Annotated in this window: 21 protein-coding genes; 18 read left to right on the top strand and 3 right to left on the bottom strand. The window is 31.7% G+C overall.

Features of this window, described 5'->3' with window-relative positions; genetic code table 11:
* Positions 1-22: 22 nt before the first annotated feature.
* The 6 genes from N4T77_RS04000 to N4T77_RS04025 all read left to right on the top strand — a co-directional run bounded on the left by N4T77_RS04000 (position 23) and on the right by N4T77_RS04025 (position 6,378).
* A complete protein-coding gene (locus N4T77_RS04000; RefSeq protein WP_261670456.1) occupies positions 23-1,090 on the top strand; it encodes a mannose-1-phosphate guanylyltransferase in 1,068 nt (355 codons plus the stop codon).
* A gap of 133 nt (positions 1,091-1,223) precedes the next feature.
* On the top strand, positions 1,224-2,108 hold the full coding sequence (locus N4T77_RS04005) for a DMT family transporter (RefSeq protein ID WP_261670457.1): 885 nt from the start codon (positions 1,224-1,226) through the stop codon (positions 2,106-2,108).
* Positions 2,109-2,121: 13 nt separating this feature from the next.
* A complete protein-coding gene (gene larC / locus N4T77_RS04010; protein WP_261670458.1) occupies positions 2,122-3,432 on the top strand; it encodes a nickel pincer cofactor biosynthesis protein LarC in 1,311 nt (436 codons plus the stop codon).
* 85 nt (positions 3,433-3,517) lie between these two features.
* Positions 3,518-4,312, top strand: a complete 795-nt coding sequence (gene larE, locus N4T77_RS04015; RefSeq protein WP_261670459.1) for an ATP-dependent sacrificial sulfur transferase LarE — start codon at positions 3,518-3,520, stop codon at positions 4,310-4,312.
* A gap of 18 nt (positions 4,313-4,330) precedes the next feature.
* The gene (gene larB / locus N4T77_RS04020; RefSeq protein WP_261670460.1) at positions 4,331-5,077 is read left to right on the top strand and encodes a nickel pincer cofactor biosynthesis protein LarB; all 747 of its coding nucleotides are present in this window, start codon (positions 4,331-4,333) and stop codon (positions 5,075-5,077) included.
* A gap of 17 nt (positions 5,078-5,094) precedes the next feature.
* Positions 5,095-6,378: an ABC transporter substrate-binding protein gene (locus N4T77_RS04025; protein ID WP_261670461.1), complete on the top strand. Its 1,284-nt coding sequence runs from the start codon at positions 5,095-5,097 to the stop codon at positions 6,376-6,378.
* 128 nt (positions 6,379-6,506) lie between these two features.
* Here N4T77_RS04025 and N4T77_RS04030 read toward each other — a convergent pair whose 3' ends face one another.
* Positions 6,507-7,628, bottom strand: a complete 1,122-nt coding sequence (locus N4T77_RS04030) for a glycosyltransferase family 1 protein (protein ID WP_261670462.1) — start codon at positions 7,626-7,628, stop codon at positions 6,507-6,509.
* 181 nt (positions 7,629-7,809) lie between these two features.
* Between N4T77_RS04030 and N4T77_RS04035 the strand changes: the two genes are divergently transcribed.
* Genes N4T77_RS04035 through N4T77_RS04050 form a run of 4 tightly spaced genes read left to right on the top strand, consistent with a single transcriptional unit; the run spans position 7,810 to position 10,837 of the window.
* Positions 7,810-8,817 carry a CotS family spore coat protein gene (locus tag N4T77_RS04035; protein WP_261670463.1) on the top strand — a complete coding sequence of 336 codons (1,008 nt, stop codon included), beginning with the start codon at positions 7,810-7,812 and terminating at the stop codon, positions 8,815-8,817.
* Positions 8,818-8,841: 24 nt separating this feature from the next.
* Positions 8,842-9,027 (top strand): hypothetical protein, encoded by a 186-nt coding sequence (locus N4T77_RS04040; RefSeq protein WP_261670464.1) that lies wholly within the window; start codon positions 8,842-8,844, stop codon positions 9,025-9,027.
* Positions 9,028-9,049: 22 nt separating this feature from the next.
* Complete coding sequence (locus N4T77_RS04045) at positions 9,050-9,811, top strand: spore coat protein (protein ID WP_261670465.1); 762 nt, start codon at positions 9,050-9,052, stop codon at positions 9,809-9,811.
* Between the two features lie 12 nt (positions 9,812-9,823).
* Complete coding sequence (locus tag N4T77_RS04050) at positions 9,824-10,837, top strand: CotS family spore coat protein (RefSeq protein ID WP_261670466.1); 1,014 nt, start codon at positions 9,824-9,826, stop codon at positions 10,835-10,837.
* A gap of 65 nt (positions 10,838-10,902) precedes the next feature.
* Here N4T77_RS04050 and N4T77_RS04055 read toward each other — a convergent pair whose 3' ends face one another.
* The gene (locus N4T77_RS04055; protein WP_261670467.1) at positions 10,903-11,394 is read right to left on the bottom strand and encodes a YajQ family cyclic di-GMP-binding protein; all 492 of its coding nucleotides are present in this window, start codon (positions 11,392-11,394) and stop codon (positions 10,903-10,905) included.
* 129 nt (positions 11,395-11,523) lie between these two features.
* Positions 11,524-12,648 carry a glycosyltransferase family 1 protein gene (locus N4T77_RS04060; RefSeq protein ID WP_261670468.1) on the bottom strand — a complete coding sequence of 375 codons (1,125 nt, stop codon included), beginning with the start codon at positions 12,646-12,648 and terminating at the stop codon, positions 11,524-11,526.
* A gap of 115 nt (positions 12,649-12,763) precedes the next feature.
* On the opposite strand from N4T77_RS04060, the gene N4T77_RS04065 reads away from it, so the two are divergent.
* From N4T77_RS04065 to N4T77_RS04100, 8 genes are all read left to right on the top strand, one after another.
* Positions 12,764-13,780 (top strand): CotS family spore coat protein, encoded by a 1,017-nt coding sequence (locus N4T77_RS04065; protein ID WP_261670469.1) that lies wholly within the window; start codon positions 12,764-12,766, stop codon positions 13,778-13,780.
* Between the two features lie 159 nt (positions 13,781-13,939).
* On the top strand, positions 13,940-14,800 hold the full coding sequence (yabG, locus tag N4T77_RS04070) for a sporulation peptidase YabG (protein ID WP_261670470.1): 861 nt from the start codon (positions 13,940-13,942) through the stop codon (positions 14,798-14,800).
* 201 nt (positions 14,801-15,001) lie between these two features.
* On the top strand, positions 15,002-15,238 hold the full coding sequence (locus N4T77_RS04075) for a Veg family protein (RefSeq protein ID WP_261670471.1): 237 nt from the start codon (positions 15,002-15,004) through the stop codon (positions 15,236-15,238).
* A 341-nt stretch (positions 15,239-15,579) separates the two neighbouring features.
* A complete protein-coding gene (locus tag N4T77_RS04080) occupies positions 15,580-17,142 on the top strand; it encodes an SPOCS domain-containing protein (protein ID WP_261670472.1) in 1,563 nt (520 codons plus the stop codon).
* 224 nt (positions 17,143-17,366) lie between these two features.
* Entirely contained in the window at positions 17,367-18,182 is an 816-nt protein-coding gene (locus N4T77_RS04085) for a cyanophycinase (protein ID WP_261670473.1), read from the top strand.
* 50 nt (positions 18,183-18,232) lie between these two features.
* On the top strand, positions 18,233-20,857 hold the full coding sequence (gene cphA / locus N4T77_RS04090) for a cyanophycin synthetase (protein ID WP_261670474.1): 2,625 nt from the start codon (positions 18,233-18,235) through the stop codon (positions 20,855-20,857).
* A gap of 174 nt (positions 20,858-21,031) precedes the next feature.
* On the top strand, positions 21,032-21,874 hold the full coding sequence (ispE, locus tag N4T77_RS04095) for a 4-(cytidine 5'-diphospho)-2-C-methyl-D-erythritol kinase (RefSeq protein WP_261670475.1): 843 nt from the start codon (positions 21,032-21,034) through the stop codon (positions 21,872-21,874).
* Between the two features lie 168 nt (positions 21,875-22,042).
* Positions 22,043-22,237, top strand: a complete 195-nt coding sequence (locus tag N4T77_RS04100; protein WP_261670476.1) for a CLC_0170 family protein — start codon at positions 22,043-22,045, stop codon at positions 22,235-22,237.
* The last annotated feature ends 2 nt before the right edge of the window (positions 22,238-22,239 follow it).

Here is a 22,239-nt window from a genome sequence, read left to right on the forward strand (position 1 = left end):
GCAATTTTAGGAGTGAGGCTTATTGTTATATGCACTAATTCTTGCAGGAGGCAAAGGAACAAGATTGTATCCTCTTTCCAGGTCTAAAAATCCAAAACAGTTTTTGAAAATTATAAATAATAAAAGCTTCTTAAGAAATACAGTAGATAGAATAAAGCCTTTAGTTAACAAAGAAAATATTTATGTAGTGACTAATGAAGAGTATATAGATAGGATATATGAGGAGTTGCCAGATATATCTAAAAACAATATATTTGCAGAGCCAGAGAATAAAGAAACTGCTACCTGTATAGGTCTCTCAGCTATGAAGCTGTTAAAGAAGGATGCTAATGCAACTATGATTATTTTGCCCTCAGATCATTATATAGAGAATGAGAGAGCATTTTTAAATACAATTTCCCAAGGAAAAGATATTGCGGAAAGAAGACGAGGACTTGTAACTATAGGAGTTGAACCTACGAGACCAGAAACTGGCTATGGATATATAGAAATGGGAGAAAGGATTAATGGAGATATCGCAAGTTATAAAATAGAAAGATTTTTAGAAAAACCTAATTTTGAAGTAGCTAAGGATCTTGTTCTTAAAGGAACTTATCTATGGAACAGTGGAATGTTTATATGGAGAGCAGATACTTACTTAAGAGAAATGCAAAAATATTTGCCTAAGATGTACAAGAGTATGCTTGCTATATATAATGACTTGGATACGGATAGAGAAGCGGAAACTATCAAAGAACAATATGAGCTAATAGATGGAATTTCTGTGGATTTTGGAATTATGCAAAAGACTAGAAAGGCATATGTAATTAAGTGTGAGTTTCTATGGGATGATATAGGGACGTTTACTGCATTAGGAAGGTTTTTGAAAGATTTCGAAGGTAATAATGTAACAGGCAGTACTTTTTTAGAGTCTAGTGAACGCTGCACCGTATTTGGAAAAGATAAATTGATTATAGCATTCGGAGTAAAAGACTTGATAATAGTAGAGGCAGGGGATGTTATACTTGTTATGGATAAAAATAAGGACCAGGAAATAAAGTACCTTGTAGATCTGTTAAAAAACCAAGATAATATGGAAAAGTATTTATGATTGAATGAGAAGGCTGTTAACAAATGATTGTTAGCAGTCTTTTTGTTGATAATAAAGTTTTCCAATATTTAATTTAAATAATATATTTATATATGATAAAATATAAAAAGAGATTTAATAAAGGGGGGATCAAATGACAAGAGAATTAAAAGCGGATTTAAGCCTGTTATTGATTACAATTATATGGGGAGTCACTTTTCCTATAACTAGCGTAATACTTAAATATGTACCGCCATATTCACTAATAGCTTTAAGATATCTATTAGCAGGGTTGATTCTAGCAGCAATATTTTATAAGCGGTTAAGAACTATGAATAAGGAAACTTTAAAAGCAGGACTATTAATTGGAACGTCAATATTTGTAGGTACTGCACTGCAAGTAATAGGAATGCTATACACAACACCAAGTAAGTCAGGATTTATCACAGGACTTAATGTTGTTATAGTACCTTTAGTGCTTGCATTACTATATAAGAAGATACCAGATTTAAAGACTATAATAGGAGTTATATTATCCGTAATTGGTCTTGGTGTCATATCCATAAATGGAGACTTAACTATAAATTTTGGAGACTTTCTTACAATACTAGGTGCTGTAGCTTTTGCAGCCCAGATAATACTTGTAGATAAATGTGTTAAGGATGCAGATATAATAGCATTAACCTGTATTCAAACCTTAATTGTAGGAATATTAGCACTTATCCCTGCCGTTGCAATTGAAAAATTAGATATAGTATTTAATTATGGTTCAGTAGCTTCAATAGTCTTTATGGCTATATTTTGTACAATAATAGCTTACTTAGTTCAAAATAAAATGCAGCCATATACAAGTCCTACCCATGCAGCCATAATATTTTTAGCAGAGCCTGTTTTTAGTGCTATATTTTCTACTTTTATTGGGGATAGGCTTACAGGAAAAACTTTAATAGGCTGCGGATTAATTTTACTAGGGATGATTGTAATTAACATTAAGATTAACAATGGGGTGAAAGCTGTAGAAATTGAAACTAATGTATAGGAGATAGATATAAATGAGAACACTTTATTATGACTGTTTCTCCGGTATAAGTGGAGATATGAACCTAGGGGCATTAATAGATGTTGGAGTAGATAAAGAATATTTAATAAGAGAACTTTCAAAATTAAATTTAGATGAATACGAAATAAAGATAGATAAGGATAACAGAAAAGGTATTACAGGAACTAAGGTAGATGTAATTTTAAAACATCATAGCCACACTAATAGTGTTTCAAGTCACGATCATCATGTGGAATATCATCATATTAGTGGTGAAAATCACAAACACTGTCATAATGATACTAACCATGAACATAATCATATTCATAGAAATTTACAAGATATAGAACTAATAATACAAAAAAGCAACTTAAATGAGAATATCAAAAATATAAGTTTAGGAATATTTAAAAAGGTTGCAGAAGCAGAGGCGAAGGTTCATGGTAAAACCATGAAGGAAGTCCATTTTCATGAGGTTGGTGCAGTAGATTCTATAGTTGATATTGTTGGCGCAGCTATTTGTTTTGATTGCCTTAAGATTGATAGAATAAAAGCTTCAACCGTAGAAGTAGGTTCTGGATTCGTAAAGTGTGCTCATGGTGTGATGCCGGTCCCTGCACCGGCAACAGTTGAGATACTAAAAGGTGTGCCATTAAGGTCTAACTTATCCTTTGAAGCAACAACTCCAACAGGGGCTGCTATTTTAGCTTATGCCGTAGAAGAATTTACAGATAGTAGAAACTTTAAGATTGATAAAATAGGTTATGGAATAGGACAGAAGGATATTGGAGATATACCTAATGTTTTAAGGGTTTATATAGGAGAAGAAATTAAAGAGGAGATGTTTTCTAATGATTTATTAGAAGATCCTTCAGAGTATCAAGAACTAACAGCTGATGAAGTAGAGGTAACAGAATGTAATATAGACGACATGAATCCTGAGATGTACGACTATATTATGGAATTACTTTTTAATAAAGGAGCACTAGATGTTTATCTAACACCTATAATTATGAAAAAAGGAAGACCAGCAGTGAAATTAAATGTTATTTATACTAAGGAGAAAAGTGAAGAAATTAGGGAAATAATTTTAACCCAAACTACCACTTTAGGTATTAGAAAATATAAAGCCCATAGAGATATTTTAAAAAGAGATTTTGTAAAGGTTAAAACCAAATATGGTGAAATTACTGTAAAGAATGCCTATTATAAGGGCAAGAAAATAAAGTCTAAGCCAGAATATGGGGATTGTAAAAGGGCTGCATTAGAGAATAAAGTTAGTATAAATGACGTTTATAGTGAAGTAGCTTTAAATGATCGATAAAAATTATAGTGAAGTGTGAGTATATAGTATTTTGTGTTTTTTATAGGGGATAAAGCTAGATACTATAAGTTAGGAGATGGGGTAAATGATTAAAGACGAGAAATATAAAAAGTTAATAAGTTATCTACAAGGTCTAGAAAGCGTTGTAATTGCTTTTTCAGGAGGCGTAGATAGCACTTTTTTAATGCAAGCAGCAAAAGAGGCCTTAGGAGATAAGGTATTGGCAGTTACTATAGTATCACCATATATTCCAACATGGGAAGTAAAAGAGGCAAAAGAATTAGTAAAAGAGCTCAATGTAAGACATGAACTTGTAGAAGTACCTGTTATACTTGATGCTATAAAAAATAATCCTGAAGATAGGTGTTATCTATGTAAACACTTTGTTTTTAGTAGGATTATAGAGTTACAAAAGGATAAAGGATTTAAATATGTAGTAGATGGAACAAATTTAGATGATACTAAGGATTATAGACCAGGAATGAGGGCGTTAAAGGAACTAGGGGTAGTAAGTCCTCTTTTAGAGAATAACATATCAAAGGAGAATATTAGAAGGTTTTCGAAGGAATTAGGGCTAGTAACTTGGGATAAACCAGCTTACGCATGTCTCCTCTCGAGAATACCTTATAATCAAGAAATAAAAATTGAAGATTTGAGAAAAATCGAGAGAGCAGAAGTATATTTAATGAAACAGGGATTTAAGGGAGTAAGAGTAAGAAGTCATGGTGATCTAGCTAGGATAGAAGTTCAAAGACAAGATAGAACTCGTTTTATCAGTGAAGAGTTAATGGATAAAGTAGGAGAAGAATTCAAGCAATTAGGATTTAGGTATGTCACTTTAGATTTGCAGGGATATAAAATGGGGAGCCTGAATAAATAATTAGAAAAGAGTGATAGTATGGATTTGAAGGAAACTAGAGAATTACTGGAGAAGATAAAAAATGGTAATTTAACTGTAGATGAAGGAATTAAAAAGCTCCAAGACCTTCCTTTTAAGGATTTAGGATATGCTAAGGTAGATAATCACAGAGAACTTAGGGTTGGATATCCTGAGGTAATATACTGTGCGGGAAAAACTCCAGAGCAGGTAAGCGGGATAGTAAGCTTTATGCTCACGAAGGGTTGTAATATACTTGGAACAAGAGCAACGGAGGAAGTTTTTCAGGCAGTTAGGGATGTATGTCCAGAGGCAGAATATAGCCGGGAAGCTAAGGTTATAACTATAAAGAATAAAGATATGAAAACTTCAGATACATATATAGCAGTAGTTACTGCAGGGACTTCTGACATACCAGTAGCGGAGGAGGCTGCGATTACAGCGGAGATTTTTGGAACTAAGGTAGAAAGAATATATGACGTAGGAGTAGCTGGAATTCATAGACTTCTTGATAGATTAGATGTAATAAGAGAGGCAAAAGTTATTATTGTTGCAGCAGGAATGGAAGGGGCCTTAGCAAGTGTTGTAGGGGGATTAGTGGATAAACCAGTAATTGGAGTACCTACTAGTGTTGGATATGGTGCTAGCTTTGGAGGAGTGTCTGCACTACTAACTATGCTTAATAGTTGTGCTAGTGGCGTTAGCGTTGTAAATATAGACAATGGCTTCGGAGCTGGATATCTTGCAAGTATGATAAATAGGTTGTAGATATCAGGAGAATGTTTATGAGAAGATATATAAAGATTTTAATAGTACTATTTTTAATAAGTATAATAACTTTTATGTCCGCTTGTAGCAGCAATAGACCTGCCTCTAAGGATAAAGAGACTTTAGAGGGTAAGATTGTAGTATTAACGGATAAAAGATATGAGAAACAGTTGAAGGTTGCTGCAGATAACTTTGAAAAGTTTCATAAAAATGTGGTAATAGATATAGATGTAGAGGATAAATCCACAGAAAAAATTAGCAAAGAGTATATGAATAATAAAGAAAGACCTATAGATGTAATAAGTGTAGAGGATAAGTCTGTTCAAAATTTATTATATAGGTTTCCGGATACTTTTTTAGATGTAACTGATGATGTAAGTTATCTAAAAGATAAAATCTCTACAGGTAAGTTTGATAACCTAACTTTGAAAAATAGAGTGTATGGATTGCCTTTAAGTTCTTCTCCAAAAGTTATGCTTTATAGAAGCGATATTTTAGGGAGTCTTGGTATAAATCTAGATGATATTAAGACATGGAAAGATTATATAGACTTAGGTAAGAAGATAAGTAAAGATACTGGAAAAAGCCTTATGACAAACATAAGAGACGAAAACAGTAATTTGTATTATATTCTAGCTAATCAGCTTAATACATCGTATTTTGATAAAGATGGAAAGCTGAATTTAAGCTCTGAGCAATGGATTAAGGCTTTAGAGATGGTCAAACTACTATATTCAGAAGGAACAGTTTACGATCTATCTCACAAGGATTCTATTATAGAAAATATAAAAAAGGATAAAATAATTTCCTTTATAGCAGATCCTCTTTATGTTACTGACTTAATTCAATACCTACCAGAGCAAAAGGGAAAATGGAGGGCAATGAAGCTTCCTGCTTTTGAGGCAGGTGGAAATAGAGATGTGTCTGTTGGCGGGTTAAACATCATGATTAATAAGTCATCAGCTAACTTAGAAATAGCAAAGGAATTTGTAAAATTCGCTGCAACAGATAACCGTACCCAAATAGAAATGATGAATAGTCAAGGAGCTTTTCCAGTGTCAACAGATATTTATAATTTAGTTGAGTTCAATAAAAATAATGACTATTACAATGAAAAAATTTGGTTTCTATTTAGCAGCGTAGAGAAAGGTTCTCAAGGAATAAAATACGTTTCCAACTTTCAAGTTTTAGATGAATCTATAAAAGATGCTTTATCTATAGAAAATTTAAAAAGCAAAGATATAAAGTCTATCATGGATCAACTTCAAAAGGAGTTAGAGAATAAAACTACAATAAAATAGTCTATGATAAACGTTTACAAAGATTATGCTTTGGTATATAATAGCTATGTAAAGGGATTAATCATAGGGAATTTTAATATTTAAATAAACCTCCTGACTTGGAACGGAAAAGAGTCAGGAGGCTTTATTTATTTTCCGTATAAAATATTTTTGTAAGCTTCAATAGTTTGCTCTGAAGTTTTTGACCAAGAAAATTGAGAGGCTCTCTTTAGAGCTTTAGTGCTTAATTCAATTCTTATGCTTTCATCATTTAATAGTGCTTCAAGAGAATACATAATACTTTTCATATTAAAGGGGTCTATAAGGATTCCTCCGTCTCCAACTACTTCAGGTATGGAGGAGATATCAGAAGTGATTACAGGAGTTCCACAACTCATAGCTTCTAGAGGAGGAAGACCGAACCCTTCATATATGGAAGGATAAACAAATACGTTACAGCTATTATAAAATACAGGTAGAAGCTCTTCTTGAACGAAGCCTGTAAATATTACATTAGATTCTATATTCAAGTCTACACTTAACTGCTTTAGGATATTGATATCGTCTTTGTTTGCTCCAACAATAACTAGATCGTGTTCTTCATCTAAGTTTTTATGAATACTAGAAAAAGCAGTCATTAAAGCTGATACATTTTTCCTTGGGCTGAAACCGCCTATATAAAGCACAAAAGGTTTAGTTATATTATAAGCTTCTCTTAATATCTCCTGACATTTATCTTTATCTAGTGGTTTATACTTACTATCTGCAGCTAAAGGTGTTACAAAGACCTTGTCTTCCTCGATAGGGAAGAATTTCAGAATATCTCTTTTAGAACATTCTGACACTGTTATAACTCCGTCGCAAAGTTCCAGTATTCTAGGCATCTCCCTTAGAAATTTAGATAAGTATCCTCTGCCCACAGTCTCAGGTAAAATATAAGGAATCAAGTCATGTATAGTTACTACTTTCTTACAAGGGATGCTTTCAGATATGCCTATGCCATTTTGAGGAATGTGATATATATCTACATTTTCCTTTTTTAGATTACTGGGAAAGTATTGTTGTTCGAAAAATCTGTGATGTTTTTTAGATGCTATTACTATCTTTGTATTAACATCTTCAAAATCTTGATAATTTTCTCCAGACCAGTAAATCTGATAAAAATTATCTTTATTATTTTGAATCATATATCTTAGGATTTTATCTGTGTAAGTCCCTATACCAGTTCCTTTATACCAATTAATACCTCTCGCATCCATAGCAATTTTCATAAAAATATCTACCTCCACCTAAAATTGAGAGTCCTACCCCCAATTCAACATAACCATATCTATGACAAAAAAATAAACTCTACTATATATTATTAATATTACGCTAAAAGTGTGTCATTTAGCACACACATATAAGTTAATTCATATAATACATATATAGCAGTAGTTTGGAGGAAGGATCTTGGATATAAGACAGGTACAAAATGTAGTTGAGCAAGCTTATGAACTAAAGGTTAATTCTATAGAAAAGATAAAAAATGTATATAAAGTTCACACTGAGGATAACCAATATTGTCTAAAAGTAATAAAATATAATTTCGGCCATTTCCTATTTATTATATCAGCCATAAAACATCTCCAAAATAATAAGTTTAAAAGCATTCCTGAAATAATAAAAACTAAGGATGGATTAGAGTATATAAATTTATATGGCAACTATGCCTATCTTACTAACTGGATAAATTCTAGACAATGTAACTACGATAATCCTGTAGAAATATTAATTGCCTCTTCAAAATTAGCTGAACTTCATAAAAAAAGCAAGGGATTTAGGCTCACAGAAGATATGAAGCCTAGGATTGGATGGTTTAAGTGGATAGAGACTTTCAACACAAGAAGAGATGAAATATTAGATTTTAAAAAGAGAATAGATAAAAGGGAAAAGAAAACTGAATTCGATGAAATCTATTTAAATATGATGGAAGAAGAATTGGAAAGAGCAGAAACTTCAGTAGAGCATTTAAAGGAAAGCAAGTATATAGATGTTATGAAGACTGAAATAGAAAATAGGGGTTTTTGCCACCATGATTATGCAAACCACAATGTCTTGATAGATAGTAATAGCGAGGTAAATATTATAGACTTTGATTACTGTATGCTTGATACTCACCTACATGACTTAGCAAGCCTACTTATAAGGCGTATGAAGAATGGAAAGTGGAGTATTGGGAATTCTTTGTTTGTTTTAGAAGCCTATAGTACAGTAAACAAGGTTAAACAAGAAGATATACCGATAATGGCTGCATTTATGGAGTTCCCTCAGGATTACTGGCAAGTAGGAATTCAATACTATTGGGAAAAGCAGCCTTGGGGTGAGGACTTTTTCTTGAAAAAGTTAAGAAAGATAAAGGCGGATAGAGATGAAAAACAAGAATTTTTAGATGAGTTTAGATTTATACAGTATGAGTAAAAATTTATGAAAGGAAGTATGATTATGTCACATAAAAAGGTGAAAAAGGAAGAAGAAGCAATGAATTTAAAGTCCTATGAAGATAAGGTGGAAGTTTTGAAGAGATCAGTGAAGGAGTTAAAAAAGATAAAAAAAAGAGAAGAAGAGGTAAAGAAGCTAGAAAAGAAGAAAAAGAAATTATTAAAGGAGATGAAAAGAAAGAGTAGGTAACACTTAGTGAGGAGGTTTTGAAGTGTACTGCGACAACCTTACATTATGTTTTATAAAGTATCTAGAAAGTAAAGGCATTAAGAAGATAGATGAGTTTAAGGATCAAATACAGTATGAAAATTTAACAGCAGGTATGGTAAAAGAGCAAATCCTAAATATTACTGAATTTCACTCAAATACCCTAGGATATATGGAAGTAATGAATAAAAGACTTGATAACAATATTGGGAAGACTGTAGAGCAGTATAAGATATATATAAAAAGACTAAGTAAGGATTTAGACAATTTGTCTAAAAAGACACCGGTTAATGAATTTGAAAAAATTTTATTAGATAAAGGAGATATTTACTTAACAAGGGCTAGAAAAGTTATTGATACTATATATATAAATAATTATATAGGTCTTATAATGAGGAGTATGAAGAGATCTGAGATGTGCATTGGAGATACATCTTTTAACAACTTAAGAAGAGAAGATTTTATAGAAATAAGAAATATAGAAGATTGCTGCTATGATATGGTTGAGATGGATTTAGTGCACTTGCTAGGAAAGATTAGGCGAAAGGGAATAGAATTAAATTTTTGTGAATTAGTAAAGGAGTTTTGCTATTTAGAATCCTTAGAGAAGGATAGTGAACTATTTATAATATCCCTTATATCTTATCCTTATGAATTCATGAAATGTTGTAATAGGTATAGAGAAAAAAGTAAAAGCTGGACAGAAGATGAATATGTTTTAAAGTTAAAAAAGGCTATGGTGGTAGATGGGAACAGTTTAATTTAAGGAGGTGGAAAAATGTTTCCGAGGTATAGTGAAAGAAAGTATCTAACTAAATACGACTTATGCGTAGAGTTGTTCGATAAATTTAACTTAAAGGTACATGATGTAATGCCTATTAGAGGTGTATATATGGCATCTACAGATAGAGGTGAAAAGATATTAAAAAAAGTTGAATATACTAAGGAAGAGTTAAAGTTTATATATAGTATACTGGATTATATAAGAAACAAGTTTTCAAGAATTGTTGATTTTGTAAAAGGTGCAGACGGTGAAATATACACTATTTGGGATGGAAATATGTATTGCGTTATGGATGTAGTACAAGGAAAAGAATGTAACTTTAGTAATCCTGTAGATTTAACCATTGCTGCAAGGGGGCTAGGAGAACTTCATAATGCATCAGAAGGATTTAAAACTAGTTTATATACAAAATATAATAATGGAAAATTAATAGATACTTTTAAAAGAAGAGTTCAGGAGATGGAGTTTTTTAAAAATATAGCTTCTATTCATGAAAATAAAACTGAATTTGATGAAATATTTTTAAAGAATGTGGACTATTATATTAATCAAATTAAAGCAAGTGCAGATATGCTTGAAAAATCTTGTTACTATAAACTTTGTAGTGAGGAAGACAAGATTGTAGTTTGTCACCATGACTTAGCATATCATAACATATTGATAAATGACGGTGAAGCTTATTTTATAGACTTTGATTATGCTATTATAGACCTAAAGGTACATGATTTATGTAATTTCATAAACAAAGTCATAAAGAACTTTGCCTTTGATGTTGATAAGGCAAATAGTATAATAGAAAATTACTGCGTTAAAAATACATTAAGTAAAAGGGAGATAGAAGTACTAAAAGCGATGTTAGCATTTCCAGAGGACTTCTACAGTATATCAAGAGACTATTATGCAAAGAGAAAAGACTGGGATGAAGAAGTGTTCTTAGATAGGCTAAAAAGAAAATCTAGCTATAAAGAGGATAGAGAAGAATTCCTAGATAAGTTTAAAATAATATAAATTAAGTAATATATGAAAAAATCTGCTCTCATTTGTATAGAGCAGATTTTTTTATAAGGACCTAGCTATCTTAAATTTATGAACTGTAGATCGATATCAAAATCCTTTGATTTAAGGTTTTGAATTACTATTTGTAAATCATCCTTTTTTGGCGCAGATACACGAACCTTGTCATCCATGATTTGGGCTTGAACTTTAAGCTTTAGATCCTTTATGTATGAAGCAACCTCTTTAGCTTTTTCTTTGCTCAAACCTTTTTGGATTTCAATGTTTTGTTTTAAGTTGCCGCCAGAGGCATTATCTATTTTTCCTGGGTTTAGACATTTTGTAGATATATTTCTTTTAATCATCTTTCCCTTAAGAATATCTACCATAGCTTTAATTTTGTAGTCATCCTCAGCATTCAATTTTAGAGAATCTTTCTCTAGTACTATTTGAGCACTGCTTCCTTTGAAGTCATAACGTTGGCTAATTTCCTTCATTGCTTGGTTAACTGCATTATCCATTTCCTGCATATCAACCTCTGAAACAATATCAAATGAGCTATCCTTTGCCATTATATGTACCACCCTTCATAAAGATTCTAGAAAAGGATTAAATTTCATATAACATATTATACATTAAATACTACAAAGGAGTAAATAGAGGGCAGGCTAATATATAGCGTTAACATGCCCCGTTTAACATTACCCCTTAATTATCTTATTATAAATTCCTATAGTATCTTTTGCAGTTTTTTCCCAACTTAATCCTGAAGCTTTAGTTAATCCCGCTGAGATTAGTTTTTCCCGAAGTAGGTCATCAGATAAGATTCTAAACATGGCATTACATAAATTATCAATATCCTTAGGGTTAATAAGCAAGCCGCCATCACCAACTACCTCAGGAACTGATGTAATATTGGAAGCTATAACAGGTACTCCGCAGGACATTGCCTCAATTGGAGGAAGACCAAAACCCTCATAAAAAGAAGGATACACAAATAACTTAGAGGCATTATATATATATGGTAAATGCTCTATGGAGATAAAACCTGGAAATAGCACCTTATCTGAAATATGAAGCTCATCAGCTCGGGATTTATAAATATCATAGGACTTGCCCTTTTTTCCTGCTATTACAAGCTTTATATCTTTTTTATAAGTAGAAACAAGCTTACTAAAGCTTTCTATAAGGCCAATTATATTTTTTCTTGGGCTAAACCCGCCAACGTATAGAATAAAGTCTCCATCTATGGAATAGTATCTTTTAGCTATATACTTACTTACAGTCTTGTCTAAGGGTTTATATATATCTTCACTAGCTAGATGAGTAACATACACTTTATTCTCAGGGAAATTAAAAGCTTCAATTATATCTTTTTTCGAGTAATTGGATACTGTTATTATTCCATCACAATTAGATACAATTTTAGGGATTTCCTTTGAAAAAATCTCTAAATATCTATCGCTAACAGTTTCAGGCATTTTATATGGGATTATATCATGAAGGGTAATTACAAATCGGCAATTCTTATCTATAGGCAGACCAACCCCGTTTTGAGGTACGTGGTAAAGTTGTATGTTTTTATCTTTTAATATATTGGGTATGTTTACTTCATCCCAAAAACTTGATGAACTGCCCTCAGTAATATTATTTAAATAAAAGTTTCCTTTCAAAGACATGTCATGTTTACAGTTTTCAGGCATAAAAAGCAGGTATTTGTTTATGGTATCAATTCTATTTAAACAATTAATTAATTGATAAGTATAAGTACCTATTCCTGTCCCTCTATACCATTTGGCTGCTCTACCGTCAATTCCTATTTTCATAAGACTATTCCTTTCAAACTTTATTATATTTTATTATATTAAACTTGTTTCAAAAGTGTTATTAATCTTCTAAAGTTAATAGGTTATTCATATAAATTATATAGGGGTGATTAACATGATGAGAGAATTTGAAATAGAAAGACAATTTGACATCAAAATTGAGAGTATCAAGCCAAATAAGGGAGTATATCTTTTAAAAACTGACAAAGGAACTAAATGTTTAAAGAAGATAAATTATGGAACACAAAAACTTTTATTTGTATATGGGGCCAAGGAACATCTAATAAAAAGTGGTTTTACAAAGGTGGATAGATATTGTTTAAATGTAGATGGAAATCCTTATGCACTGGTAAATGAAGATATATACACCCTTTCAGAATGGCTTGATGGAAGAGAGTGTGACTTCAGAAATAGAGAGGACTTAGTAAAGGCTGCAAAAGCTTTAGCTTATCTCCATTTGGCTTCTAAAGGTTATGAGCCACCTGAAAATAGTAAATTAAAGACAGACCTAGGAAGATGGCCAAACTTAATGGAAAAAAGAGTAAGATCCTTTGATAAAATGAGAGATATGGGACGAAAAAAGAGTACTAAAGGTAATTTTGATTTGAATTATATAAAAACAATGCAATTTTATAAGGATTTTGGTAAAAGGGCTATAAATGTATTATCAGATTCTAAGTATAACGATCTTTGTAGTATTGCAGAAGAGGAAAAGGGATTTTGTCACCATGACTTTACGTACCACAATATAATAATAGATAAAAAGGATGATGTTAATGTAATAGATTTTGATTACTGCAAAAGAGAGATAAGAGCATACGATATTTCTGCCTTCATCATTAAGGTTCTGAAGCGTGTTGACTGGAATATAGAAGAAGCAGAGCTTATAATCAATTCGTATAATGAGGTTAGTCCTTTAAAGGAAGAGGAATACAGGGTACTATTTGCATTCCTACTATTTCCTCAGCGCTTTTGGAGACTTGCCAATAGATATTATTATAATGAGGTGAATTGGTCATTAAATACCTTTAATAATAAGTTGGAGGAGTTAATTTCTGAACAAGAAAAGTATACTAAATTCATACAAGAGTTTAAGGAATTGTATAATCAAAAAGAGGAAGGTTTTGTGTAAATTAAAAATAGACATATAAGCACTAGTTTTTATCAGTGCTTTATGTCTATTTTTAATTAAGTTTAACTTTGATAATAATTTTATCATCAAAATATATTCACCAAATATATAAAAGGACATATTATATCTATTATGAGTTTGAATATGGAGTGTAGTACGATGAAGATAGGAGATATAGTAGTAAGAAAGTCTTATGGAAAAGATATTACCTTCAAAGTTATAGATATTAAAGATACTGATAGTGGTATTATTTATTCATTAAAAGGAATAAATCTAAGGATTGTAGCAGATTCTCCAGAGGAAGACTTGGAGACAGTGCCAGAGGATTCCTTAACGGAAAATGAAAAGATATTTAGTAGGCAGGTGAATAGTTCAATAAGAAATGTTTTACTAAGTAGAGGTGGATTTCGAACAGAGCATAGAATAGAAAAGATGCCCATAAGTAATGAACTTACCTTTGGGCGCCCTGGAAAGATACTCCATGTGGATGGAGATCCTGAATATTTGGATGTATGCCTTAAAGTATATAAACAATTAATGTTGGATGTAGTAGGAAAAACCGTTGCAGAAAAAGAACAGCCTAAGGTTATACTAGAACTAGTAAAGCAGGTAAAGCCAGACATAGTAGTAATTACTGGACATGATGCAATCTCTAAAGGAACAAGAGAATTCACAAATATTGATAACTATAAAAATTCTAAGTATTTTGTGGAAGCAGTATCGGAACTTAGGAACTATGAATCTAATTATGATGATTTAGTAATATTTGCTGGAGCCTGTCAATCTTGTTATGAAGCTATACTGGATGCTGGAGCCAATTTTGCTAGTTCGCCAAGCAGAATATTAATACATTGCCTAGATCCAGTATTTTTATGTGAAAAAATAGCTTATACCAATATAGAGAAGGTAGTATCTATTCAGGAGGGACTGGAAAATACTATAACTGGTACTAGAGGTATAGGTGGATTGCAGACTAGAGGAAAATATCGTGAAGGATTTCCGAAGTCGCCATATATATAAATTAGCCTATTTCAAAATTAGTTGCATATATAAGCAAAGTTGAGGTAATAATATCAAAAGTAGGTAAAATAAAAAAAAACGAGGCTGTTTACAAAAAATTAATATTGACAAAACAAATTGTTAACTGATACAATATAAAGTTTATTTGACATTATATATATTTGGATATATAATATGAAATGTGGAAAGAGGGTGTTTAATGTGGAAAAGAAAAATGTATTGGCTTCAATAAGAAAAAATATTGAAGATCATGTAGGCGATACTGTAACATTAAAGGCAAATAGCGGGAGAAGAAAAGTTTTAGTAAATAAGGGAATTATAGAAAAAGCTTATCCTAGTATATTTGTAATTAGATTAGAAAATGACACCCAAAGGAAAGTCACTTACAGTTACTCAGATGTTTTAACTAAGACAGTTCAATTAGTTTTTGCTGTATAAATCGGTACTAAAATTTAGTACCGATTTTTTTATGCAAATAAAAAGAAAGATGGTGGGTTATCCATCTTTCAACTATGGTATAAAAGGGTATTGAGAATTTATGAGAGGTTATATAATCAACAACCATCTAATTCAATATTACGTCAAAATTCTCCAAATGTCAATATTAATAAACATTCCAAATTGCTTTTAAGGAGAGAATACATGGGAAAGATGATGAATGTTGTAGCAATATATCAATTTTGCACATATTATTTATTTTGAAAAAATGGCCCACTTTATCATATTTTCCTATTAGAGAATATATAAATAAATAGTAGGTTTTTATGGGAGGGAGATTCATGGCTATGGAGCTGATTAAAGAAAATATAGAGTGTGAACAATTACTTGGTGAAAGTTTTTCTGATACTGTAGTAAAAGCCGAATATGTAATACCGGATGCTCATCCTGACGTTAGTGAAATTTTAATGGTTGACGCCAAGCCTTTTATAGTGAATAAGGAAGTTATACAGGACAAAGTTTCTATAGAAGGACAAGTAGAATATACTATACTTTATCTAGCTAGAGAGGAAGAAAGTACCGGTGTTCATAGTGTTACTTATGTAGGAAAGTTTTCAAACTACGTAGAGATTCCTGGATCAGATTATAGAATGCTTTGTGATGCGGACTGTTATGTAGAACATATGGAATGTGGCATAGTAAATGAAAGAAAGGTAGCAGTAGAAGGAATTGTAAAGCTAAAGGCAGAAGTCTATAAAAATTACAACTTTGAAGTAATAAAAGATGTTACTGGTTCCGAAGATGTGCAAATGTTAAAAAATCCAGCGACAGTGGATAAGATAGTTGGTACAGTTTCTGGAGATTTAATAGCTAAAACTCAAATGCAAGTACCTATGGATAAGCCGCAGATTGGTAATATATTAAAGTGTGATGTTAAGATCCATAAAAAGGACATTAGAGTTATGGAGGGAAAGATATTCTTAGAGGCATCTGCACTAATAACTGTGCTTTACAGAGGAAAAGATATTAGAGATTTAGTGTCCATAGAAGATGATGTATTAGTCAGTAAGGAGTTAGATTTAGATGGTGTAAATCCAACAATGGACAGCTACACAGATTTTAAGGTTGATTCTGTTGATTATAGCATTAATGAAGATGATTTAGGAGAGAATAGACTTCTTGCTTTAGAATGCTTGATAAAGTCAAATACAAAGGTTATGTATAAAGAAGGCATGGATATTATAGAAGATGCATACTCCCCTTCTTCAATTATGAAAATGGACAAAAAGGATTATGAACTAAATGTGATGCATGGGCAAGCAACTAACCAAAGTATAGTAAAATATAATATCGAGTTAGATAGCAGTAGGCCAAAGATGTCTCAGATAGTTATGTGTTCTGGGAAGGTATGTATAACAGATAAAAAAATAGTTGAAGATAAAGTTATAGTAGATGGGGTTTTAGATGTAAAAGTGCTGTATAGAACTACTGATGATGAAAAATATATATATACAGTAAGTGAGGAAATACCATTTAATTGTTCAGTAGAAATACCAGGATGTAAAATTGATATGCAGTGCATTGCAAAGGCTAACCTGGAGAGTATAGATTCATCCATAGAAGCGGATACCATAGCTATAAAGGCTGTAGTTGAAGTGTATTCTAGAGTAAATTATATTACTCATAAGGAGTTTCTAGTGGATATGAGCGCTGTAGAAGGAGAACTTCCTAAAAAGAAGGCTAGTCTTACTATCTATGTTACTCAACATGGAGACACACTTTGGAAAATAGCTAAGAAGTATGGAACTACAATAGATGATTTGATTAAGATTAACAACGTAGAGGATCTAGATTCTATAAGAGTTGGAGATAAACTTATTATACCAGGAAGAGCTGTAATATAAATTGCAAAGCATAAAATATTATTTAAAAATATAAAAGCTTTGTAATTTAGTATAATAATTAGACTTATTGCAAAAAGATAAATACAGTTTAATATTTAAAAGCTTCAGTAGGCTGACTACTGAAGCTTTTAATTTTTGTCTATGTTAATAGCGAAAATTAGCCTATGTATAATAATTAGATATGTGGAAAAAATAAAAAATATCCACAAAAAGGGGTGTATACATTGGAAGAAAAGTTAGAAGGAAGTCTAATAATAATAGGAGGCGCAGAGGATAAGAAAGGTGACAAGAAGATACTAAGAGAAGTCTGCAGAAAACTGGATAAGGATAATGACCTGCTTGTTGTAACAACTGTGGCATCTGAGTTGCCAGAAGAATTAGGATATGAATATAGAAATGTATTTGAAAAATTAGGAGTTAAAAATATCAAGATATTAAATATAAAGGATAGGAAAGATGCCTATGATAAAAATAATGTTAGCATTATAGAAGAAGCAGCCTTGGTATTCTTTACAGGAGGAGACCAGCTTAGGATAACTAGTTTACTAGGAGGTACACCTATTTATCAAAAAATGCTTAATGCATATGAAGATGGATGTATTTTTGTTGGAACCTCTGCTGGAGCTTCTGTTATGAGTGCTACTATGATAATTACTGGACCTGACGACGAATCGCCAAAAAAATGCACTTTAAAAATGGCACCAGGACTAGGCTTAATTAAAGATGTGATTATAGATCAACATTTTGCCCAAAGAGGAAGAGTAGGAAGACTGCTTGTTGGAATAGCAGAAAATCCTCAAAGTCTAGGAATAGGAATTGACGAGGATACAGCCATTGTTGTAAATGAAGAAGGAGAGTTCAAGGTAATAGGATCTGGAGCTGTATACGTTATAGATGGAAGCAATATAACTTATAGTAATGTATCAGAACAATATCCAGATGAGCTATTGTCTATTTTTAATGTGAAATTATACGTTTTAAAATCTGGAGATAGTTTTAATTTAAATACCAAGAAACCATTTAGTGGAGTTAAATCATAAAAGATTTATAAAATATAGCTGATAAAAATAGGAGGACAATATACACAAAAATGAAAATAGATGAATTTAGAATTTTCGAAGGAAGAAATATATATTCTCATAGAAAGTGTATCAAGATGTGTGTAGACTTACAGGGATATAGAGATATTCCAACAAAGGATATAGAGGGATTTAATGAAAAGGTATTAGAACTAATTCCAGAATTAAATGAACATAGATGTGGAATTGATGAAGAAAATGGATTCAAAAAAAGACTTTATGAAGGAACTTACCTTTCCCACACCTGTGAGCATATTATATTAGCTCTCCAAAACAGATTAGGTTTAAATGCAGCATATGGTAAATCTAGAGAAATAGACGGAGATAAGTACTATATTATCTATGAATATATATATGTAAGCACTGGAGTTGAAATCGGTAAACTTACAGTGGACCTAATCAACTCTTTAATTAATAAAGAAAATTATGATTTAAAGGATGCTATTAATAAAGTAAGAACTATATTAAGAACTGAAGAACTTGGACCGAGTACACTATCTATAATTAAAGAAGCTAAAGAGAGAAACATACCTGTAATGAAAATTGGAGAAGGAAGCATGTTTCAACTAGGATATGGCAGGTATAGTAAGATAATAGAGGCAACTATTTCTGATAACACAAGGTCTATTGGTGTAGACATAGCTTGTGATAAGCTGCTAACTAAGGAGATTTTACACAATCAATGTCTACCTATTGCAGAAGGCGGAAAAGTTAGAAATGCCTTAGAGATGTTAATTAAAGCAGAAAGAATTGGGTATCCTATAACTTTAAAGCCTAGGTTTGGTAATCAGGGCAAGGGTGTCTTTGTAAATATTAAAAATGAAAAAGAAGCCCTTAATGCGTACGAAGTATTGGCTAAAGGCTTTAGTGACATTATAATTGAAAAAAATATATTTGGAAGAGATTATAGAGTATGTGTAGTAGACGGGAAGGTTGTAGCTGCAGCAGAGAGAATTCCTCCTTATATTATCGGAGATGGGTTTAGCAGTATAAGAGAGTTGGTAAATGATGTGAATAGAGATAGTATGAGAGGGGAAGGTCATGAAAAACCTTTAACAAAAATAAAACTAAATGATGAATTAAAGACCTATATTAGCAAAAAGGGATATAACCTAGAAAGTATTTTACCGGAAGGGGAAAAGTTGATTCTAAGAGAAAATGCTAACTTGTCAACAGGTGGTAAAGCAATAGATTGTACTGATATTATTCATGAGGAAAACATTCAGATATGTGAAAGAGCTGCTAGAGCGATAGGCCTTGATATATGTGGAATAGATGTATGCTGTAATGATATAAGTAAACCTATTACCGATGGTGGAGCAATAATAGAGGTTAATGCTGCACCAGGAATTAGAATGCATCATTATCCAAGTGAAGGCAAAAGTAGAAATGTTGCTGGATCTATAGTGGATATGATGTTCAAGGATTCACCTAAAAGCATACCTGTAGTAGCTATAACTGGTACTAATGGGAAAACCACTACTACAAGGCTTATAAGTTATGCTCTATCGAAGGCAGGATGTAATGTAGGAATGACTACAACTGGTGGAATATATATAAATAATAAGTGTATTCATAAAGGAGATACTACTGGATATTATAGTGCTAGAACAATTCTAGCTAACAAAGAAATAGATGCTGCTGTTTTAGAAACAGCTCGAGGTGGCATTTTAAAAAAGGGTCTCGCCTATGATTTAGCGGATGTGGCAGTTATAACGAATATCACAGAGGATCACCTAGGGATAGACGGAATAGATACACTTGAAGATCTAGCCTATGTAAAGGCCTTAGTAGGAGAAGCAGTAAAAGATGAAGGATATGTTGTATTAAATGCAGATGATCCTATGAGTAAAACTATAGTAGATAGGATGAAGAGTAATATAATTATATTTTCCAAGGATAAATATAACACCACGCTAAGATCTAATATAAGCAACGGTGGATATGGTGTTTATATTAGTAATGGAGTAATGTGTGTAGAAAAAAGTGGAGAAATAGTACCTATAGTAAAAGTGGAAGATATCAAAATAACTTTAGAAGGCAAGTTAACCTATAATATAGAAAATGCTATGGCAGCCTGTGCAGCATTAATTGGTCTTAAATTAGACTACCCAATTATAAAAGAGGGATTGACGACCTTTTATGGAGATGAAGAGTTTAATCCAGGAAGATTTAATATGTATAATATAGATAACGTTGTAGTGGTTTTAGACTATGGTCATAATATAGAAGGATATAAAGCCGTTTTATCAGGAGCAAAAAATATAAAGCATAATAGACTTGTTGGTATTATAGGAGTACCTGGAGATAGAACTAATAGTAGCGTAGAAGAGGTTGGAAAAATAGCAGGAGAAAACTTCGATTATATATATATTAAAGAAGACAAAGATAAAAGAGGAAGAAAAAATGGAGAAATTGCAAGTATCTTAGAAAATGGTGTTTTAAAAGCAGGTTTTGATAGAAAGAATATAGATATAGTATTAAACGAAAGAGATGCATTAGAAAAAGCTTTAGACGACGCAAAAGCCGGTGATCTAATAATAATGTTCTTTGAGGATTCAAAACCTTTAGTAGAGTTAGTTAAAGAGAGAATTAGCTTAAAGACAAACAAAGATCAATCTGCAATTATGGCATAAAGAATTCTACCTGTTTTAAAAGCAAGTTTTAAGAATATCAAAAGCTATACCTTTTAGAAAGGTTAGAGCTTTAAAAGCTAAGTGCTTTTAAATTCTAATCTGAAGGTATAGCTTTAATTTTAGCCATATATTATACTATTCTAGTAAAAGGCATGATTGTTTGGAGGGGAAACGATGATACTGAAGGCTTATGGAAAAATAAATTTATCATTAGACGTTATTAGTAGAAGAGAAGACGGCTATCATAACTTGAGGATGATAATGCAGAACATAGAGCTACATGATGTAATAAGTGTAATGAAGACAACAGACAAAATAAAGCTAACCTGCAATAGAAAAGAATTACCTATAGATAAAAAAAACCTAGCTTATAGAGCTGCAGAGCTTTTTATAGACAACTATAACGTAAGAGCAGGAGTGGAAATACATATAGAAAAGAATATACCTATGGCTGCTGGGCTAGCAGGAGGAAGTACTGATGCAGCTGCAGTTTTAAGAGCTATGAGAAGCCTTTATAGACCAGAAATAGAAGATGCTGAGCTTATGGAACTGGGATTAAGCATAGGCGCTGACGTACCATATTGCATAGTTGGCGGCACAGCTCTTTGTGAAGGAATAGGAGAGAAGGTTACAAAGCTTAAATCTTTTAAAAATCATATATTGGTATTAGTTAAGCCCTCCTTTGGAGTGTCTACAAAAGAAGTATATGAAAGCTTAAAAGTAGATAGCATAGCAGAGCACCCTGACACTGAGTTTTTAATAAGATCTGTAGAAAATAATGACTTAGCTAGTATCAGCAGTAATATGAAGAATGTATTAGAAGAGGTAACTCTAAAAAAGCATACGGTACTAAAAGAGATAAAAGAAGAAGCTGTTAAAATGGGAGCCTTGGGTTCATTAATGAGTGGCAGTGGACCTACAGTGTTTGCTTTTTTTGATGATATGTTAAAAGCTCAGATGTATTATGGCAGAATGAAGAAAATTTATGAAGAAGTGTTTATAACAAGAACAATTTAAGAGAGAGTGTATAAAAGTATTGATATTTTTATACACTCTTTTTCTTTGAAAATTTTAAGTAAAAGTATAAGTACGTAACTTTAATTCCTAAATTAATTTTGTGCATAATTAAGAATGTTAAGGCTAAAAATAATGAGAGGTTATCTGAAAAGATTAGGAGCGGATATTATGAGGATATTAGGACTATTTAGTAAATATTTCTTAGCGTTGATGCTAATACAGGGATTTGTATTAGCATTCATTGACTCAAAAAGTTTTAAGAGAGCATGTATGAAAAGAACAGCAAATAAGGCAAAGATAATGGGTTTAGGCTCAATAATAATATCAATTATTCTATATTTATTTGCTATGTATGCTGTATAGAC

The organism is Clostridium sp. CX1 (assembly GCF_025398335.1).
GTDB lineage: Bacteria > Bacillota > Clostridia > Clostridiales > Clostridiaceae > Clostridium_AM > Clostridium_AM tanneri.

What these genes read in the sequence shown, in the direction of transcription:
- yabG (WP_261670470.1), top strand. Translation starts at nt 13,940, where the DNA reads ATGAAGATAGGAGATATAGTAGTAAGAAAGTCTTATGGAAAAGATATT.
- N4T77_RS04080 (WP_261670472.1), top strand. Translation starts at nt 15,580, where the DNA reads ATGGCTATGGAGCTGATTAAAGAAAATATAGAGTGTGAACAATTACTT.
- N4T77_RS04065 (WP_261670469.1), top strand. Translation starts at nt 12,764, where the DNA reads ATGATGAGAGAATTTGAAATAGAAAGACAATTTGACATCAAAATTGAG.
- larB (WP_261670460.1), top strand. Translation starts at nt 4,331, where the DNA reads ATGGATTTGAAGGAAACTAGAGAATTACTGGAGAAGATAAAAAATGGT.
- N4T77_RS04055 (WP_261670467.1), bottom strand. Translation starts at nt 11,394, where the DNA reads ATGGCAAAGGATAGCTCATTTGATATTGTTTCAGAGGTTGATATGCAG.
- N4T77_RS04100 (WP_261670476.1), top strand. Translation starts at nt 22,043, where the DNA reads ATGAGGATATTAGGACTATTTAGTAAATATTTCTTAGCGTTGATGCTA.
- larC (WP_261670458.1), top strand. Translation starts at nt 2,122, where the DNA reads ATGAGAACACTTTATTATGACTGTTTCTCCGGTATAAGTGGAGATATG.
- N4T77_RS04040 (WP_261670464.1), top strand. Translation starts at nt 8,842, where the DNA reads ATGTCACATAAAAAGGTGAAAAAGGAAGAAGAAGCAATGAATTTAAAG.
- N4T77_RS04050 (WP_261670466.1), top strand. Translation starts at nt 9,824, where the DNA reads ATGTTTCCGAGGTATAGTGAAAGAAAGTATCTAACTAAATACGACTTA.
- ispE (WP_261670475.1), top strand. Translation starts at nt 21,032, where the DNA reads ATGATACTGAAGGCTTATGGAAAAATAAATTTATCATTAGACGTTATT.
- N4T77_RS04030 (WP_261670462.1), bottom strand. Translation starts at nt 7,628, where the DNA reads ATGAAAATTGCTATGGATGCGAGAGGTATTAATTGGTATAAAGGAACT.
- N4T77_RS04060 (WP_261670468.1), bottom strand. Translation starts at nt 12,648, where the DNA reads ATGAAAATAGGAATTGACGGTAGAGCAGCCAAATGGTATAGAGGGACA.
- cphA (WP_261670474.1), top strand. Translation starts at nt 18,233, where the DNA reads ATGAAAATAGATGAATTTAGAATTTTCGAAGGAAGAAATATATATTCT.
- larE (WP_261670459.1), top strand. Translation starts at nt 3,518, where the DNA reads ATGATTAAAGACGAGAAATATAAAAAGTTAATAAGTTATCTACAAGGT.
- N4T77_RS04005 (WP_261670457.1), top strand. Translation starts at nt 1,224, where the DNA reads ATGACAAGAGAATTAAAAGCGGATTTAAGCCTGTTATTGATTACAATT.
- N4T77_RS04025 (WP_261670461.1), top strand. Translation starts at nt 5,095, where the DNA reads ATGAGAAGATATATAAAGATTTTAATAGTACTATTTTTAATAAGTATA.